The organism is Paenibacillus polygoni (assembly GCF_030263935.1).
Lineage (GTDB): Bacteria > Bacillota > Bacilli > Paenibacillales > Paenibacillaceae > Paenibacillus > Paenibacillus polygoni.
Genome location: NZ_CP127162.1, coordinates 692,263 through 708,999 on the forward strand (window position 1 = coordinate 692,263; position 16,737 = coordinate 708,999).

A 16,737-nucleotide genomic window follows, 5' to 3' on the forward strand; every position below is an offset into this window, starting at 1 on the left:
GCTATTAAAGAAGATTCAAAGCAATAAATGTCCATATAGAAGCAACTTCTTGCTATAGGCATGGATAGGAGGAAATGATTAGACTAGTGGCATACATACGGAATTATACGCCGGAAAGGGATGGAGCCACTATGGATAAAATGCTTGGCTTGACACCAGCAATGGGATGGAATTCTTGGAACACGTTCACTTGGGATATCAATGAACAACTGATCCGAGATGTAGCGGACGTATTTGTGTCGGAAGGCTATAAAGATGCTGGGTACGAATACATCGTCATAGACGATTGCTGGAGCTTAAGGGAAAGAGATGAGGAAGGAAGATTGGTGCCGGACCCTAAGAAATTCCCTAGCGGAATGAAGAGTCTATCTGATTATATTCATTCCAAGGGGCTAAAGTTCGGCATGTACTCTTGTGCGGGAACCCATACCTGCGCCGGATATCCAGGAAGCTTCGAGCATGAGTTTCAGGACGCAACAACCTTTGCAGAATGGGGCGTAGATTTTCTGAAATACGATTATTGTTTTAAGCCACGCAATATGTCTGGGGAATTACTTTATAAAAGAATGAGTCTGGCCCTTAAAAACTGCGGTAGAGACATTCTTTTCTCTGCATGTAATTGGGGGGAAGACGACGTATATCAATGGATTAGGGAATCTGGCGCCCACATGTACCGTTCTACCGTTGATATACAGGATAACTGGGAGTCCATCAAAAATTTGGCGATTTCCCAGCTTGGCAAGGAATGCTACACGGGGTCCTTCTGCCACAACGATATGGACATGCTGGTCGTAGGGATGTACGGCGGCAGCAACAGCGGTTTTATCGGCAACAAGATCGGCGGTTGTACGGACAATGAATATAAAACCCACTTTGCCTTATGGAGCTTAATGGGATCCCCGCTAATGATCGGTAGCGACATACGCAAAGCGAGCCAGGCTACAAAAGACATTCTGCTGAACAAAGATATTATTGCGATCAATCAGGACTTGGAAGCTCGCGGGGCCTACCGTATTAAGCCGGAACCCAATTGGTTCCATACGGATGAAACTTTTATGCTGGTAAAGGCATTAACTAACGGGGATGTGGCCGTAGGTCTTTTCAACCTGAGCGATAGCCAAAGGGAACTGCCTTTGTTATTCTGGGATATCGGGGTTCCTTATGCATCCGGCGTTTCACTTTCACTGTACGATTGTTGGGAGCATAAGGAACTTGGCGTATTCAAGGAAAGATTCAATGCCATCGTGCCGGCTCATGATTGTATGATCATCCGCGCAAAGCTGGTGAATTAACCTTGAATCCCCAGATATGCAAAGAGTGTGGAGCCCCATTGATGGCAGATGATATCGCCATTTATTCCAAACTTGTGACAAGGTATGCGAAGCAGTTTCTATGTATCGATTGCCTGGGCAAAGAGTTAAAATGTGGCCGGGAACCCATCGAAAAGCTGATCAGATATTTCCGGGAATCGGGAAATTGCGTACTATTCCGCTGATGCCTCGGGTCAGGGGGGGCGTTGTGCATCATAGTCAAGCTTCCTCTTTCCCACTGGAGGCAAGAGCATTCTTCTTCATATACTCGGAAGGAGAGTAAGAGGTTGCCTTCTTAAACACCTTGGAGAAGTAGAGTTGATCCTGATAACCTACAGACCAGGCAACAGCCTTAATCGAAAATTTCGATGAATGCAGCAATGTACAGGCTCGCTTAATTCGAATGGCCTTCAGATAGCTTAATATGGACATTCCGGTGGCATCCTTGAACAAACGAAACAAGTAGCTTCGTTCAATACTGACGTACTTGACGATATCAGAAACCGTCAGCGTCGCTTTCCAATAGTTGTTCTCGATATATTCCTTGGCAGATACTACATAGTCGTTTTTCTGGAGGACCTTCTCCTGGGGATAGTGCTCCATGTAATAAGATAATAACAAGTGCAGGCAAGCACTCGACCGTTCTCTTTGAAACGGCGCCATACCTGTAGCCTCGACCTGATGAAAAAGCGGCTCCAGGTCGACGGGACTTTCCGTCACTACCGGCTTTTCGTGGGTAAGCTTGGTCATGGATAAAAGGCGCTGCGATTCGGTGCCTTTGAAGTCTACCCATACATATTCCCATGGATCCTGGGGATCGGGATAATAGTATACTTCGGTATTCGGGAAGATCATGAAGCTTTCGCCCCGAGTCAACTTATAGGTGGCATGGCCAACCTCATAAAACCCAGTTCCGCGGACCACGTAATGCAGTGAGAAAATATCACGGACACCCCTCCAATGATGTTGATTGGGGGGTTTTTGTCCGCTGTCTGTACATATCAAATCCTCAGGGAGAAAGACCGAATTCATAAGAAATTGCCTCCGTGTCGTTTTCATGTATACATATCTTTTGCAAAGAATTATACCTAGACGGCTCATTGTTATGCGTTGCGGAGATAAGATTTTTACTGGCTCGGTGTTTTCCTAGAAATTTTTTCGAATTGCTTCATGAAGTGGGTCTCGTTCTCATATCCGTAATCTTTGGTTTTAGCATAAACAGGGAGTGAACTATTTTCAAGCAGGTATTTGGCATACTCTAGACGGCCGTTAATCATATCAAGCGAAACCGGGCATTCGATATTCAGATATGGAAAAATGTTGAATTTCAACCTTGTATTCACTAAAAACGATTATAATTAAATTTATTGTAGATGAGGAGGCAAGTGATATGACGATAATGCCTGTTTTAATAATGATTTGTGTATTTATACCTGCCATTGTACTCATGGTAAGCATGCCTTATTTAACAAGAGAAACGATTAGTTTTGGAGTCACCGTGAGCGCTGTGCAATTCCACAGTGAGCCTCTGCGCCAGACGCGGAGATCTTATGTTAGGATTAGTGCGATTTTACATACCATCCTACTCATTGTTTGTATGATCAGCCTAATATACAGTGATGAACAATCCAAACAACAAAGCTGGGTCATAACCACTTATTCACTCACCATGGTCGTAATCTCCCTAGTCATAAACATTAGTTATCATTTTAAAATGAAAAGTCTACTACCTGCGCTGCCTATTGCTCCAGAATCTTCGATCTTGGCAGTAGACACTGGTTTTCGGAAAAGAAACATTGGTTTGTCTAGTAAATGGTTCCTTATTCCTGTCTTAATTATTGTAGTTAGTATGGTAACAGTGCAACGCAACTACGATTTAATTCCTGATCAAATTCCAATCCATTACAACAGCAGTTGGAAGGTCGACCGCTATGCCGATAAATCATATAGTTCTGTGTTTATGCCTACATTAATGCAAGTGTTTATCACACTTTTGTTCCTATTTGAGAATTGGAGTATTCGTAGAGTGAAGCAGCAGGTTCAACCCAAGGATCCGAGCCCTTCCATCAGACAAGACGTAACTTTCCGTCGTGCTTGGTCCTGTTTTATGCTTACAGCAAGCATTTTAATCGTTATCCTGCTTTCCGCCGTGCAGCTAAACATGATCTCTCTGCTTAACATCAATTTTGCTATCTCTATTATCTTAATTAGTATAGCCTTTATTAGCCTATCCTTCTTCGCTTTATCGTTCTGGGCTGGTCAAGGCGGAAGCCGCTTGGAGCAATCTGCCGATAGATCTAATGTCAGACCTGTCCATGATGATGATAAATGGCTGTTAGGTATGATTTATTTCAATCGCAAGGATTCAAACCTACTCGCTCAGAAAAGGTTCGGAGTCGGATGGGGATTAAATTTTGGTCACCCAGTAAGCTGGCTGACTTTGATCGGGATTATCGTACTGCTAGTTATGGTGAGAACAAGGTTTGGAGGATAGTACTCACCGGACTGATATAAAAAGTGGGGGAAGAAATCAAGAAAAAGACCGTTTTGTAGTGGGAGTTTATTCATAATTGAACAAAAAGAAGGAAACTAAACATGCACTGGTGCCTTGTATAAAACTTCAACCGATTTCAAAGGGAATTGGTGTCTATAAAATTTTTATTGAGAAATATAGATGGCTCTGATAAAATAACTTTTGAAATAATTACCTTTAACACAGTCCAGAGAGGCTGAAAAGGGCTACTTGATATATTAAGTTATTAGATTATTAATATCTTTGTTTATTCATGCCCTTTTGTCTATCTGATGAAAGGGTATTTATTTTGCTCGTTAGCTGTGATGATACAACTAACGTATCTCTTTTAAAGGAAGTCCAGAGAGGCTGAAAAGGAGAATGAGGAATTTATACATAAAAAGATAAATCCATTCATTCAAATGAAGAGAATTATTTCATCTAGAACACACTTGGAGGATTGTAGAATGGATTATCGTAAAAAAACCGTGGTCGCATCGGTAGCAGGTTTAACATTAGAAGGCATGGACATCATGTTTATCTCATTTGCGATGACAATGATTATTTCAGAATTTAACATTGATTTAGCAACGGGAGGACTTATTTCTTCTATAACGAATGTAGGGATGTTATTAGGAGGAATTATTTTCGGAATTTTAGCAGATAAGTATGGAAGGGTAAAGGTCTTTACGTATACCGTTATCTTGTTTGCAATCGGTACAGCTTTAACTGGACTCGCCACTAGTATTGAACAAGTATATTTATTTAGATTTATTGCAGGAATCGGTGCCGGAGGAGAATATGGAATTGGTATGGCACTGGTTGCAGAAGCTTGGCCCAAAAATAAACAAGGACGTGCATCTTCATATGTCAGTGTTGGTGCTCAATATGGTGTGATTTTAGCGGCATTACTAAGTGCGATCATTCTTCCTACTTTAGGATGGAGAGCATTGTTCTTTGTTGGTGTAGTACCTGTTATTTTCGCATTTATCGTTAGGAAGAACTTAGATGAATCACCTGAGTGGCTCGCTGCTCAGAACAATAAAAAGGCTAGTATGAAAGCTGAAAAGAGTAAGCTGACACAATTGTTTGAAACGCCACGAACAGCAATGACGACAATTTCTTTAATCATCATGGCAACTGTTCAAATTGCCGGTTATAACGGATTAATGATTTGGCTGCCATCGATGCTGCAAAAGTCACAAGGTTTATCTGTTTCAGGCTCTGCTATTTGGACAATTAGTACGGCCGTTGGCATGATTATTGGTATGTTAACCTTTGGACTATTCTTAGATCGATTCGGAGCGAAGCGTGCCTTTGGCCTCTTCCTGATCGCCTCTGCATGTGCAGTGTTTTTATACTCTTATGCGACGGGTAGTATAGGGGTATTACTTGGCGGCGCGATTGTCGGTTTCTTCTCCAATGGAATGTTCGCTGGATATGGAGCGTTGATCGGTAGTCTTTATCCCGTTCAAATTCGAAGTACGGCAACAAACACAATCTTTAATTTTGGCCGAGCAATAGGCGGTTTTTCACCAATACTTGTTGGCTACATTCTACAGAATTATGATATGAAAGTTGCAATGCTCTACTTAGCAGGTTTATATTGTATTTCCTTTATTGTCATGCTAATGCTTAAAAAAGATGATTTAGGGAAAGTGAACGAAACTATATAACAAAGTAAGTTTTTAAACCATCAATTGAAAGGCATCTGCTTTTTAATTGGTGGTTTTTTGAATGGGTTCCGCATAAGAAGAAGTAATAGCGATTCCTATGAGTGGTACGGATGCATTGATGATGACCTTGAAATATGGGAGAAAAACGCTGGAAGTCAAATGTGATTATATTAGAGATTCAATAACGTGTAAAAATACTAAGGCCGTTTAAGCAGGTAAGCATACCATATCAGAGGTATTTAGTTGCTCCGTCGAACCAACTATGGTAAAATCAAATTGCAGAAAACGCTTTCCAGCATCATGATGAGCTAAGGAGGACAACTTATGGAATCGAGTATGACAAGAAACAATGAAAGGGGCTTTTATAAACTATCCAGATTGCAACGTATAGGATTTGGTTCTGGTGATTTGGCACAGAATCTCATTTATAATACGGTATCAACGTATTTATTGTTCTTTTACACCAATGTATATGGACTAGATCCTAGAGCTGCAGCTGCGATGTTCTTAGTTGTACGAATTATTGATGCTATTTGGGATCCAATTGTTGGCGCAGTTGTGGATAAAAATACCACACGCTTTGGTAAATATAGAGGTTACTTAGTATTTGCTGGATTCCCGTTATCAGTGTTGGCCGTATTAGTATTTTGGAATGGTTATTCCGGTAGTTTAATTTATGCGTATGTGACTTATGTTGGGTTATCTATGCTTTATACCTTATTGAATGTACCTTATGGTGCACTAAATGCTTCATTAACTCGTGACAATGACGAAATTACGAAATTAACTTCAACACGTATGTTCCTTGCTAATCTTGGTGGTCTTGCAGTTGCCTATGGAGTGCCCGTACTCGTTAAGTTGTTCTCTTCCGATGGTACATGGGATACGAAATCAAGTGCTTCTGGCTGGCTCATAACAATGGCTATATATGCAGGTGTCGGTTTTCTTATCTTATTGTTTTGTTTTACTCAGTCGAAAGAAAGAGTTGTAATGGATGATTCAAAGCAAGATGAAGTCAAGATTTCAGATTTGGTGACTGAATTTAAACGAAATAAACCATTGCGAATTCTAGCCTTCTTTTTTATAACCGCTTTTGCCATGATGTCGATCGGTAATGCAGGCGGAGCCTATTATATGCAGTATGTTGTACAAGCATCAGATTATGTTCAGTGGTTTAATGCACTAGGGTCCATACCGGCATTTATCTTTTTACCTTTAGTTCCTAAAATCAAGAAAGCAATCGGTAAAAAAAGTATGTTCCTGGTGTTCTTAAGTATAGCGATTATTGGGATGTTCTTTATATACTTTATTCCAAATCCACAAGATCATATTACATGGGTTCTAATTGCTCAATTCATTAAATCTACGGGCGTAATTGTTGCAACCGGATACATGTGGGCATTAGTGCCAGAAGTGATTTCTTATGGTGAGCTTCAATCAGGACGGCGTATTTCGGGAGTTGTGAACGCTTTAACTGGATTCTTTTTCAAATTTGGTATGGCGTTAGGCGGTGTTGTTCCTGGCTTTGTTCTAAGCTTTACAGGGTATGCAGCTGGAAGTGAAGTACAATCTAGCTTTGCTCAACAAGGAATATTATGGTTAGTTGCTGTTCTGCCTGCTATCTTGTTAATTCTTGCTATGATTATTATTTCTAAATACGATTTAACGGATGAACAAGTTTATGAAATTAATAAAGAAATTGAGGCTCGCCATAGTATCTAAGAAATGGTCAATATTTTAGTCGATTTCTTACTAAATAATAGAGGTATAGGGAGGAAATTTTCATGCAAATTAATAATCCAGTATTAAAAGGGTTTAATGCAGATCCCTCAATTATAAGAGTTGATGATACTTACTATATTGCAACTTCTACATTTGAATGGTTTCCAGGCGTTCAGATTCATGAATCTAAAGATTTGGTCAATTGGCGGCTTATCACTCATCCGCTTTCCACGAAGGTGCTGCTAGATATGAAAGGAAACAAGGATTCAGCAGGTATATGGGCCCCTGATTTATCCTATGCTGACGGAAAGTTTTGGCTTGTTTACACTGATGTAAAAGTTACTGAAGGCGCCTTCAAAGATATGACCAATTATTTAACTACTGCTGAAAACATTAACGGTCCATGGAGTGATCCAATCAAGTTAAATGGAGTGGGTTTTGACGCTTCCCTGTTTCATGATGACGATGGAAAAAAATATCTTGTCCAAATGGAATGGGATCATCGAGAATATCGTCATCCTTTTAACGGAATTAAACTTACGGAATATTCGGTTGAAGAAAAGAGAATGCTTCCTGAGACTGCAAAGATCATTTATATGGGAACCGATGTTAAATTAGTAGAAGGTCCTCATATCTATAAGTTGTTTGGACAATATTATCTATTTTGTGCGGAGGGAGGTACGGTTTATTCTCATCAAGAGGTAGTTGCTAGGTCTGCAGAATTATTTGGTCCTTATGAAACACAACCTGGTGATGTATTTTTGACTGCATTTGATGCGCCTAATAATGAGCTTCAAAAATGTGGACATGGATCGTTAGTAGATACTCCATCAGGAGAATGGTATTTTGCACATTTGACGGGACGCCCATGGCATCATGATACAGAATCGATCCGTGATCCGCGCGGCTGGTGTACATTAGGAAGAGAAACAGCAATTCAAAAGGTAGAGTGGGACGATCATAAATGGCCGCATATCGTAGGCGGCAAGCAGGGAAGTCGTTTTGTTGAAGCCCCTAAAGGGTGTGTTGAAACAAAATATGCTCCGACCTATCCAGAGAAGGATGATTTTGACTCCGATACTTTAAATATTAATTTTAATACCTTACGAGTTCCATTTGATGAGAAAATAGGTTCACTTACAGAAAAGCCTGGAAATTTGCGCTTATTTGGCAAAGGCTCTTTAACAAATGAACATGAACAGTCTCTTGTAGCAAGACGTTGGCAATCCTTTTATTTTGATGCTCAAACAGCAGTAGCGTATTCCCCTTTTACATTTCAGCAGATGTCTGGACTCGTAAATTACTATAATACGAAGCATTGGTCTATGATTCACGTAACTTGGAATGAAATCAATGGACGAGTCATTGAAGTGACTCAGAATGATCGAGGAGTACTCACAAGTTTCCTTAAGGATAAAGCCATTAAAGTACCTGATCACGTTGATTATGTGCATTTTAAAGTGAAAGTTAGAAAAGAGACCTATACCTATGCCTATTCTTTTGATAATGAGCATTGGACTGATATTGACTTGACGTTGGATGCAGCAATTTTGTCTGATGATTATGTGGTTCAATCCTATGGAGGATTCTTCACTGGAGCTTTTGTTGGAATGGCTAATGTTGATTATTCCGGTTATGAATTGCCAGCAGACTTCGACTATTTTATGTATAAAGAAATTGAAGAAAAATAAAATAGAATCGTGAAACTAAGAAATAGTTGGGAGAGTAATCTTTCAACTATTTTTTTAGATAACTTGTCCAATATGCTATACTTCTAACTGAACAATATTTGAAAGGAATTATAATTAAATGATTAAGAAAACTGATCAGGATGTAATGAGAGAAAATAATAAAAAATTAGTATTAAAAACTTTATTTGATACTGATCAGACATCTAGAAGTTCAATAGCTGACAAAATCAATCTTCAAAAATCCACAGTTTCTTCTATTGTTCGTGAGCTTCACAACGAGGGTTTAATTGAAGAGTTAGGAATAGGTGAAGCGTCTAATATTGGCGGGCGAAGACCAAACTTAATACGCTTTAATCGCAAATATGGGTTTGTACTGGCGTTTGATATGGGAGTTAAACATTTAAGATACTCCATAAATTATATCAATGGTGAGCTCATTCATCATGATTCCATCAAAATTTATACGAACAAAGCTAAAGATATCTTTGCAGTCATGAAAGATATTATTGTAAATTTGAAAATTGATGATACCATTCATGGATTAATAGGAATCGCTATTTCTGTGCATGCGCCAGTTTTTAATAATCAAATTTTGTATAGTCCCTTCTTAGATTTTCAAACCTTTAATTTAATCGATGCGTTAAAGGAACTTATCGATGTTCCTGTCATTATAGAAAATGAAGCAAATCTCACTGCTATTTATATCCGAGACTTTTATCAGCATGCTCATAAAGTTCAATTTGATAATATTCTAGCCATCAACATTCATAACGGAATCGGTGTAGGAACGATTATCGATAGGAATTTGTATAAAGGCTTAAATGGTTTGTCTGGTGAGATTGGGCGATCGATTATCATTTCAGATAATAAAAAGAAACGCCGATTAGAAGAAGTATATTCTGAAAAAGCAGTGCTCGACCAGATTAGTAAATTGAAAAACATCCCGAACTTTACTTTAGAGGACTTTATTATACTAATGGATAAAAAGGATGAGCAAGTAACTGCGATTATGAAGGAATGGGCCTCAGCTATCGCACAAATTACTTACAATTCAGTACAATACAGTGCACCAGACGCGGTGTTTCTTTCATCTCGGTTTATTGCCTTCTTCCCATATTTATTAGACGAGATCAATAAAGAATATATGGCACTTGACCCACGCGGCGCAACTCAAGTTATTTCCATTGATGACCATATTCATAGATTAACATTGCTCGGCGGAGTGGCTTTAATTTGTAGAAAAATTCTTGGTTTAGAATTGTATGATTTATTTTTCACGGAGTAATCTGTCCGTACTTTATCATAAGAAATGTTTTCTAGGATTTTGAAACAGTAGCTGTATACAGAAAAAGCTACATATAACTCGAAAATTCAAAAAATGAAGAGTCCTGGTAAGGGCTCTTTTTCACTTTTGAAAAAAACGGATAAGAGATGAGAGGAATTCAGAGGATATGCTTCTGTTTTTGTGGGATTTTTTTTCGACATGACGACGATCGCCTGAAGAGGACCTTGTTGATGATAAATGAATAAAGCTAGGGTATACTGTAAAATGATCTAATACATTAACTTGAAAGTTCACATAGATGCTAGTTCCTATTAGGGATGATCGCTTAGTCTATTAAGTATGTGTTAAAAATATAAAAAGTTTCCGTATTTATTTTGAAATATCATTTGGAGAGGTACCTATAAATGAAAGGATATGAAATTTAGATATGTCAGATAATTTTTGGAATGATTTACCTAAACCTTTTTTCGTATTAGCTCCAATGGAAGATGTAACGGATGTCGTATTCCGTCATGTGGTAGCTAAGGCAGGCAGACCTGATGTGTTTTTCACGGAATTCACAAACGCAGAGAGCTACTGTCATCCAGAAGGAATGAAGAGTGTTCGCGGACGCTTACTGTTTACAGAGGATGAGCAGCCGCTAGTTGCCCATATTTGGGGGGATCAACCTGAGAATTTCCGGCGAATGAGTATCGGCTTAGCGGAGATGGGCTTTAAAGGAATTGATATTAACATGGGCTGTCCGGTCCCAAATGTCGCACAAAGAGGGAAAGGCAGCGGCCTCATTCTTCGTCCAGATCTTGCGGCAGAACTTATTGAGGCGGCAAAAGCGGGCGGACTGCCGGTAAGTGTGAAAACACGCCTTGGCTTTAAGGAAGTAGACGAGTGGAGAGAATGGTTAACGCATATTCTAAAACAAGATATCGCGAACCTTTCTATTCATTTGCGTACAAGAGATGAAATGAGCCAGGTCGATGCGCACTGGGAGCTCATTCCGGAGATTAAGGAATTACGTGACCAAATCGCACCGAACACATTACTTACCATTAACGGCGATATTCTTGACCGTCAAATGGGTCTGGACCTGGCCACTAAATATGGTGTGGATGGCGTGATGATTGGGCGCGGTATTTTCAAAAATCCATTTGCCTTTGAGAAAGAACCAAAAGAGCATAGCAGTAAGGAGCACCTGGATCTCCTAAGATTGCAGCTGGATCTGCATGATCAATATATAGAAGTATTACCTCGTTCCGTATCAGCGCTTCATCGTTTCTTCAAAATATATGTCAAAGGATTCCGTGGTGCAGGCGAACTCAGAAATCAACTGATGAATACGAAATCAACAGATGAAGTACGTGCATTGCTTGATCATTTTGAAGCAAACCATATGGAATGATACCGGACGGTAGTTTGAATTGATTATAGTAATTTTTTTCTCAAAAATATGGTTTTTCGTCCTGTGATAACGGTTATGAGCTCTCAGAAGATGTACGATGGGCGACGATTAAACAAGGACAATGTGCTGCTCAGTAATTTGGGTAAGTAATATGTAACTAAGTTAAAGAGAAAGTAACTTCTCTCACTCAGACTGTCGATGTATTTATCGGCAGTCTTTTTTATGAATAGAAATTGCACCGATTATACTCATCGTTTTTCACATATTTACTATAGAACACTCTTTCGAGCAAATCTTATTATACGCTGTTCTTAAATCCATCAAGCATTCTCTTGGTCTCTGCTAAGGATCGAAGCTGAACAATATCTCCTCTTTCATCTAGTGTAAAATGTCCCTTGAAAGCATCTGGCATGGCGTGATATTGTTTTTCCTCCTGTTCATACGCCTGAATAAAACAATCATATCCATATTTATCTACTAAATAGGGTAAACCAAAAGCAGAACGAAGCAGCTCATATTCTTGATAGTTATATGGTGTGCTTTCAGGGCGCTTCATGAGAATTTCTGTGAATTTAGACATCAGTTTCTCGACTTCGTTCTCAGTCGCATACTTTGCATATCCTCGAATTGCAGTCAATCTCATATCTAGATAACGCTCTTTTTTAAAAGCTTTGAAGAAAAAATCTTTTAAATTGATTTCCTCACAAAATACAAGAACCTTCAATATGGTGTTGCGAATGTACAAATTTTTGGCTGAAAAATATAGTTCTGTTAAAAAATCAACATCTGTACTTGTTAACTCTGTATCCTTACATTTTTCCAATAATTTTTGAAAATCGCCTTTGTTTTCAAAGCCCTTTTTGTGAGACATTTTCTTAAGTTCTACAATGATGTTTGTCATTTGTGTTCCTCCCATCCTATGTTTTTCCTGAGTATACAGCATTTATGTGGAACAAAACAGTTCGTCTATATTACTTGTCCTCCAAGAAAATGATAATAGCTATAAGGTAATCTCAGTTTCTTGTTATAGCTTTTAACTATAACCAGGTATTCCTTTTAGGTGTTATGTGGATCGTATTCCTCCATGCTAGAATCAGAGCAATACATAAAGAGAGATGTTAACTAAGGAGGATTTTACATGTGCAATAGATTTCAAATCGTAGGCAGCTTGCTGCGTCCATCGGACTTATTAGAATATAAACATGAGATTGAACACCGTGATGATATCACTTATCCTTTTTACCAAGATTTCGAGGGATATGAGCAGTGTGAGACGGATGCAATTAAAGCCGTAGTTGATAAAGAAATTAAAAATGGTGTATCCATTCTTACCGATGGAGAGTATTCCAAATCGATGTGGCATTTAGATTTTGTCTGGGGCTTTGAAGGAGTTGACCGCTATATTGCGGATCATGGATACTTTTTCAGAGATACGGATGGAGCTTCCAAATATGAGACTCGAAAAGATATTGGACTACGTATTACAGGCGAATTAAGCGGTAAAAACCATCATTTCATTCAAGTGTATAAAGAGCTGCAAGCCGCTGCGGGTGACCATGAAACGAAACTGTGCGTACCATCACCATCCCATATTTTTGGGGAATTGTCTTGGTCAGATAACATTGGCGGTGCGGAAGCTGTTTATAAAGATCGACATGAGCTTAAAGAGGGTCTCGTTAAAGCTTATAAGGAATTTGTAGAGGATTTTGCTGCTGTAGGAGGAAAAATTCTGCAATTCGACGATTGCCTATGGGAGCTATTTGCAGATGATAACCCGAACTCTCCTTATACGGGTGAGAACATTGATCAAGAGGAAGTGCAGGCTCTTGCTGCGGAATTTATCGACATTAACAATACCATCATTGATTATGGTCACAGCTTAGGTCTCAAAATGTGGACACATAACTGCCGCGGTAATTATGATTCCCGGAATATGGGCGGCGGCTCGTATGCCAAGATTGCGAATCTGTTCTTGAAGCAGCTGAAATACGATCGCTTTTTCCTTGAATGGGATGATGAACGTGCAGGCTCGCTTGAGGCACTTGCCGTATTCAAAGATAAGCCTGAAACAGAAATTGTACTTGGATTGTTGTCTTCCAAAACGAATACGCTTGACGATGAGGCTCGTGTGATCAGAATGCTTGATGAAGCATCGAAAATCATTGATAAAGATCGCTTATTACTTTCTCACCAATGCGGATTTGCGTCTTGTGATGGCGGTAATGAACTCACGGAAGATGAACAGTGGGCGAAAATTAATCAAGGACAACGTATTGCAGCGCAATATTGGGGTTAGTTGAACCATTTTCATTATACCTTGGGTTGCTTTAATCCTATGTAAACTAATGTAAAGAGGGAAGTGGATCCTCTCACGCGGACTGTCGATGGTACTTATCGGCAGTCTTTTTTCTATGCATAGACGAACGTGCTGTAAATTAAATAAAGATATGATAGAATCGGGGGAAGGTCTGAATGGACGATACAGTGTGTTTAAGTTAGAGAATGTCTCGTCATACGACAAGAAAGCATAGAAAGCCGGGCAACCGCAAAAATAGGTAGGTTAGGATTTAAGGAATAGGAGGATCTATGTCCTGGAGTAAATTGAAGAAAGAACTGGAGAGTTTTCTCTCTCCTGCGTTAGTTGGAAGGGTCGAATACCGTGCAACAAGTTATCATTATTTACTTGGTAAATCAGGGAATTGTTACATTGCCGTTGATAAAAAGAATGTGCTCAACATGAGTGATCCAAATAACACGATCAGATGGTATCAGACAGACCAAGAAATAAAAAGTGATTCAACTCTGGAAGTCCCCGTTAGCAATGAAGAGATTGAAGCGGTCAGACAAGATACGAAGGGAACCGTTCCCGAAGATCGTTTAATCGTAATTGCAAGAAAGAGGAAGATATCTGAACTTGCTAAGGAGCTTATGACAGCCCAAGCAACTTTAACTAAATCTAATTTTGTCGTTGCAGCGACCAAGTACTTATCTACTTCCATAGAGGATAACCTAGAAAGTAATGATATCTTATTGAATGTATTCGCATTAATCGATAGACGAGTTGGGAAGAAACGAATTCTAAACATGTCTGAGAAGATAAAGTTAAAGCATCCCATTGTGCAGTATTTTTATGAACTGCGGCGCAGTACATTATAATAAATAACATTCATTAAAGAATAAAAAGAAGACAACAAGAGGGTTAACTGTCCCCCAATTGGATAGATTTTTTTCAATGGTCTATTCTGCAGGGGACAGTTTAAGTCCTGTGTGTCTTCTTTTTTTGTGTTCGTTTAGAAAATTGTTTGGCAATAAATACAGGTTTTTTATTAGGCACCTAGGAACATTTTCATGTCATCTTCTACATTAGTAATCCCGCCGATTCCGAAGTTCTCTACGAGTACTTTGGCAACGTTAGGTGATAGGAATGCAGGAAGCGTAGGGCCAAGATGAATATTTTTGACGCCAAGATACAACAGGGCAAGCAGCACGATCACTGCTTTTTGCTCGTACCAGGCAATGTTATAGGAAATCGGCAGTTCATTGATATCCTCAAGTTCGAATACTTCTTTTAGTTTCATAGCGATAACGACCAGGGAGTAAGAATCATTGCATTGCCCAGCGTCTAGAACCCGCGGAATTCCGCCGATCTCGCCTAGATCCAGCTTATTGTATTTGTATTTAGCACAGCCTGCGGTCAGGATGACTGTATCTTTCGGAAGCTCGGCTGCAAAATCGGTGTAATAATTGCGGGATTTCATCCGCCCGTCGCAGCCGGCCATGACGAAGAAACGGCGAATCGCACCGGTTTTTACAGCATCGACAATTTGATCAGCCACGTTCATCACAGCAGCATGAGCGAAGCCGCCAATGATCTCGCCTGTTTCAAGTTCGGTTGGAGCTGGGCATTGTTTTGCTTGTTCGATCAGCGCAGAAAAGTCCTTTGGAGCACCATCCGCTCCTTCTGGAATATGACGGACGCCTGGGAATCCGGTGTTGCCTGTTGTATAAATACGTTCCTTATAACTATCCTTCGGCGGAACGATACAGTTGGTTGTCATGAGAATCGGTCCATTAAAGGCTGCAAACTCGCTAGTCTGCTTCCACCAGGCATTTCCGTAATTGCCTACAAAATGCTCATACTTCTTGAACGCTGGATAATAGTGAGCAGGGAGCATTTCACTGTGCGTATACACGTCCACGCCGGTTCCTTCCGTCTGCTTAAGCAGTTCTTCTAGATCTTTCAGATCATGACCGCTGATGAGAATGCCGGGCCGGTTTCTAACCCCGATATTTACCTTCGTTATTTCGGGATTTCCGTACACGGAGGTGTTTGCTTCGTCAAGCATCGCCATGGCGTTTACACCGTATTTCCCCGTTTCCATCGTCAAAGCTATGAGATCCTGCATTTCAAGGCTGTCGTCAAGCGTAGCTGCAAGTGCACGGCGCATAAATCGGTTGAGTTCGTTGTCATCCCTCTCCAGATGAAGTGCATGGTACGTATAAGCTGCCATCCCCTTGAGTCCGTATGTAATTAATTCGCGCAGCGAGCGGATGTCTTCGTTACGCGTGGAGAGGACACCAACCGTACGTGCTTTTTCATCAAAAGCAGCCTCGGTATCCGCTTCCCACACAGCAGCATCCGGGAGACTCGCAGCCTGGTCTGGAAATTGTTCATTATAATAGCCACGCACCTCGCCGCGGAGCGCAAACGATTCTCTTATTTTTCCTACAAAAATCTCGCGATCAAAGTTGGCGTTTGTAATCGTTGCAAACAAGGAGTCCATGATAAACAGCGATACGCGCTGTTCAAGCACTTCTGGCAGCCGAACATCTAGACTGAGAAAAGAGATACCTTTCAGCAGATAAATCAGCAAATCCTGCAGGTTCGCCACGTCATGCGGTTTACCGCATACCCCGATAAGGGTGCAGCCTGTTCCTTTGGATGCTTCCTGGCATTGAAAGCAGAACATGGATGGCTGATGCTGTATGGTCTGCTCTGTCACGTTGTTATTCATTATCTTTCCTCCTGTTTTCATGTCATTCTTTATCGTTTGATTCAGTATACGCTTGCCCTTCAATTGGACTGTCAAAAGTCAGTATACCCTGCTGCCAAGGCTGTATGGGTGATTGGAATCACTATTTCTA

12 protein-coding genes are annotated in these 16,737 nt (G+C 40.1%); 9 read left to right on the top strand and 3 right to left on the bottom strand.

Features of this window, described 5'->3' with window-relative positions; genetic code table 11:
- The first annotated feature begins 74 nt into the window (after positions 1-74).
- Positions 75-1,292, top strand: coding sequence for a glycoside hydrolase family 27 protein (locus QPK24_RS03325; RefSeq protein ID WP_285746147.1), 1,218 nt, complete (start codon positions 75-77; stop codon positions 1,290-1,292).
- 237 nt (positions 1,293-1,529) lie between these two features.
- On the opposite strand, the gene QPK24_RS03330 is transcribed toward QPK24_RS03325, so the two are convergent.
- The gene (locus QPK24_RS03330; RefSeq protein ID WP_285746148.1) at positions 1,530-2,342 is read right to left on the bottom strand and encodes an AraC family transcriptional regulator; all 813 of its coding nucleotides are present in this window, start codon (positions 2,340-2,342) and stop codon (positions 1,530-1,532) included.
- A 358-nt stretch (positions 2,343-2,700) separates the two neighbouring features.
- Here QPK24_RS03330 and QPK24_RS03335 point away from each other — a divergent pair, with 358 nt between their 5' ends.
- The 6 genes from QPK24_RS03335 to QPK24_RS03360 all read left to right on the top strand — a co-directional run bounded on the left by QPK24_RS03335 (position 2,701) and on the right by QPK24_RS03360 (position 11,592).
- Positions 2,701-3,804, top strand: coding sequence for a DUF1648 domain-containing protein (locus QPK24_RS03335; RefSeq protein ID WP_285746149.1), 1,104 nt, complete (start codon positions 2,701-2,703; stop codon positions 3,802-3,804).
- Positions 3,805-4,289: 485 nt separating this feature from the next.
- Complete coding sequence (locus QPK24_RS03340; RefSeq protein WP_285746150.1) at positions 4,290-5,498, top strand: MFS transporter; 1,209 nt, start codon at positions 4,290-4,292, stop codon at positions 5,496-5,498.
- 324 nt (positions 5,499-5,822) lie between these two features.
- Complete coding sequence (locus QPK24_RS03345; protein ID WP_285746151.1) at positions 5,823-7,220, top strand: MFS transporter; 1,398 nt, start codon at positions 5,823-5,825, stop codon at positions 7,218-7,220.
- Between the two features lie 62 nt (positions 7,221-7,282).
- Positions 7,283-8,911, top strand: a complete 1,629-nt coding sequence (locus tag QPK24_RS03350) for a glycoside hydrolase family 43 protein (protein WP_285746152.1) — start codon at positions 7,283-7,285, stop codon at positions 8,909-8,911.
- A 118-nt stretch (positions 8,912-9,029) separates the two neighbouring features.
- Positions 9,030-10,196 carry an ROK family transcriptional regulator gene (locus QPK24_RS03355; RefSeq protein ID WP_285746153.1) on the top strand — a complete coding sequence of 389 codons (1,167 nt, stop codon included), beginning with the start codon at positions 9,030-9,032 and terminating at the stop codon, positions 10,194-10,196.
- 427 nt (positions 10,197-10,623) lie between these two features.
- Positions 10,624-11,592 carry a tRNA dihydrouridine synthase gene (locus QPK24_RS03360; protein ID WP_285746154.1) on the top strand — a complete coding sequence of 323 codons (969 nt, stop codon included), beginning with the start codon at positions 10,624-10,626 and terminating at the stop codon, positions 11,590-11,592.
- 298 nt (positions 11,593-11,890) lie between these two features.
- On the opposite strand, the gene QPK24_RS03365 is transcribed toward QPK24_RS03360, so the two are convergent.
- Complete coding sequence (locus QPK24_RS03365; protein ID WP_285746156.1) at positions 11,891-12,493, bottom strand: hypothetical protein; 603 nt, start codon at positions 12,491-12,493, stop codon at positions 11,891-11,893.
- A gap of 237 nt (positions 12,494-12,730) precedes the next feature.
- Between QPK24_RS03365 and QPK24_RS03370 the strand changes: the two genes are divergently transcribed.
- Positions 12,731-13,888, top strand: coding sequence for a cobalamin-independent methionine synthase II family protein (locus QPK24_RS03370; protein ID WP_285746158.1), 1,158 nt, complete (start codon positions 12,731-12,733; stop codon positions 13,886-13,888).
- Between the two features lie 290 nt (positions 13,889-14,178).
- The gene (locus QPK24_RS03375) at positions 14,179-14,748 is read left to right on the top strand and encodes an SF0329 family protein (protein WP_285746160.1); all 570 of its coding nucleotides are present in this window, start codon (positions 14,179-14,181) and stop codon (positions 14,746-14,748) included.
- A gap of 170 nt (positions 14,749-14,918) precedes the next feature.
- Here QPK24_RS03375 and hcp read toward each other — a convergent pair whose 3' ends face one another.
- The gene (hcp, locus tag QPK24_RS03380; protein WP_285746162.1) at positions 14,919-16,607 is read right to left on the bottom strand and encodes a hydroxylamine reductase; all 1,689 of its coding nucleotides are present in this window, start codon (positions 16,605-16,607) and stop codon (positions 14,919-14,921) included.
- Positions 16,608-16,737: the final 130 nt, after the last annotated feature.

What these genes read in the sequence shown, in the direction of transcription:
- QPK24_RS03370 (WP_285746158.1), top strand. Translation starts at nt 12,731, where the DNA reads ATGTGCAATAGATTTCAAATCGTAGGCAGCTTGCTGCGTCCATCGGAC.
- QPK24_RS03340 (WP_285746150.1), top strand. Translation starts at nt 4,290, where the DNA reads ATGGATTATCGTAAAAAAACCGTGGTCGCATCGGTAGCAGGTTTAACA.
- QPK24_RS03365 (WP_285746156.1), bottom strand. Translation starts at nt 12,493, where the DNA reads ATGACAAACATCATTGTAGAACTTAAGAAAATGTCTCACAAAAAGGGC.
- QPK24_RS03345 (WP_285746151.1), top strand. Translation starts at nt 5,823, where the DNA reads ATGGAATCGAGTATGACAAGAAACAATGAAAGGGGCTTTTATAAACTA.
- QPK24_RS03375 (WP_285746160.1), top strand. Translation starts at nt 14,179, where the DNA reads ATGTCCTGGAGTAAATTGAAGAAAGAACTGGAGAGTTTTCTCTCTCCT.
- QPK24_RS03330 (WP_285746148.1), bottom strand. Translation starts at nt 2,342, where the DNA reads ATGAATTCGGTCTTTCTCCCTGAGGATTTGATATGTACAGACAGCGGA.
- QPK24_RS03355 (WP_285746153.1), top strand. Translation starts at nt 9,030, where the DNA reads ATGATTAAGAAAACTGATCAGGATGTAATGAGAGAAAATAATAAAAAA.
- QPK24_RS03325 (WP_285746147.1), top strand. Translation starts at nt 75, where the DNA reads ATGATTAGACTAGTGGCATACATACGGAATTATACGCCGGAAAGGGAT.
- QPK24_RS03360 (WP_285746154.1), top strand. Translation starts at nt 10,624, where the DNA reads ATGTCAGATAATTTTTGGAATGATTTACCTAAACCTTTTTTCGTATTA.
- hcp (WP_285746162.1), bottom strand. Translation starts at nt 16,607, where the DNA reads ATGAATAACAACGTGACAGAGCAGACCATACAGCATCAGCCATCCATG.
- QPK24_RS03350 (WP_285746152.1), top strand. Translation starts at nt 7,283, where the DNA reads ATGCAAATTAATAATCCAGTATTAAAAGGGTTTAATGCAGATCCCTCA.
- QPK24_RS03335 (WP_285746149.1), top strand. Translation starts at nt 2,701, where the DNA reads ATGACGATAATGCCTGTTTTAATAATGATTTGTGTATTTATACCTGCC.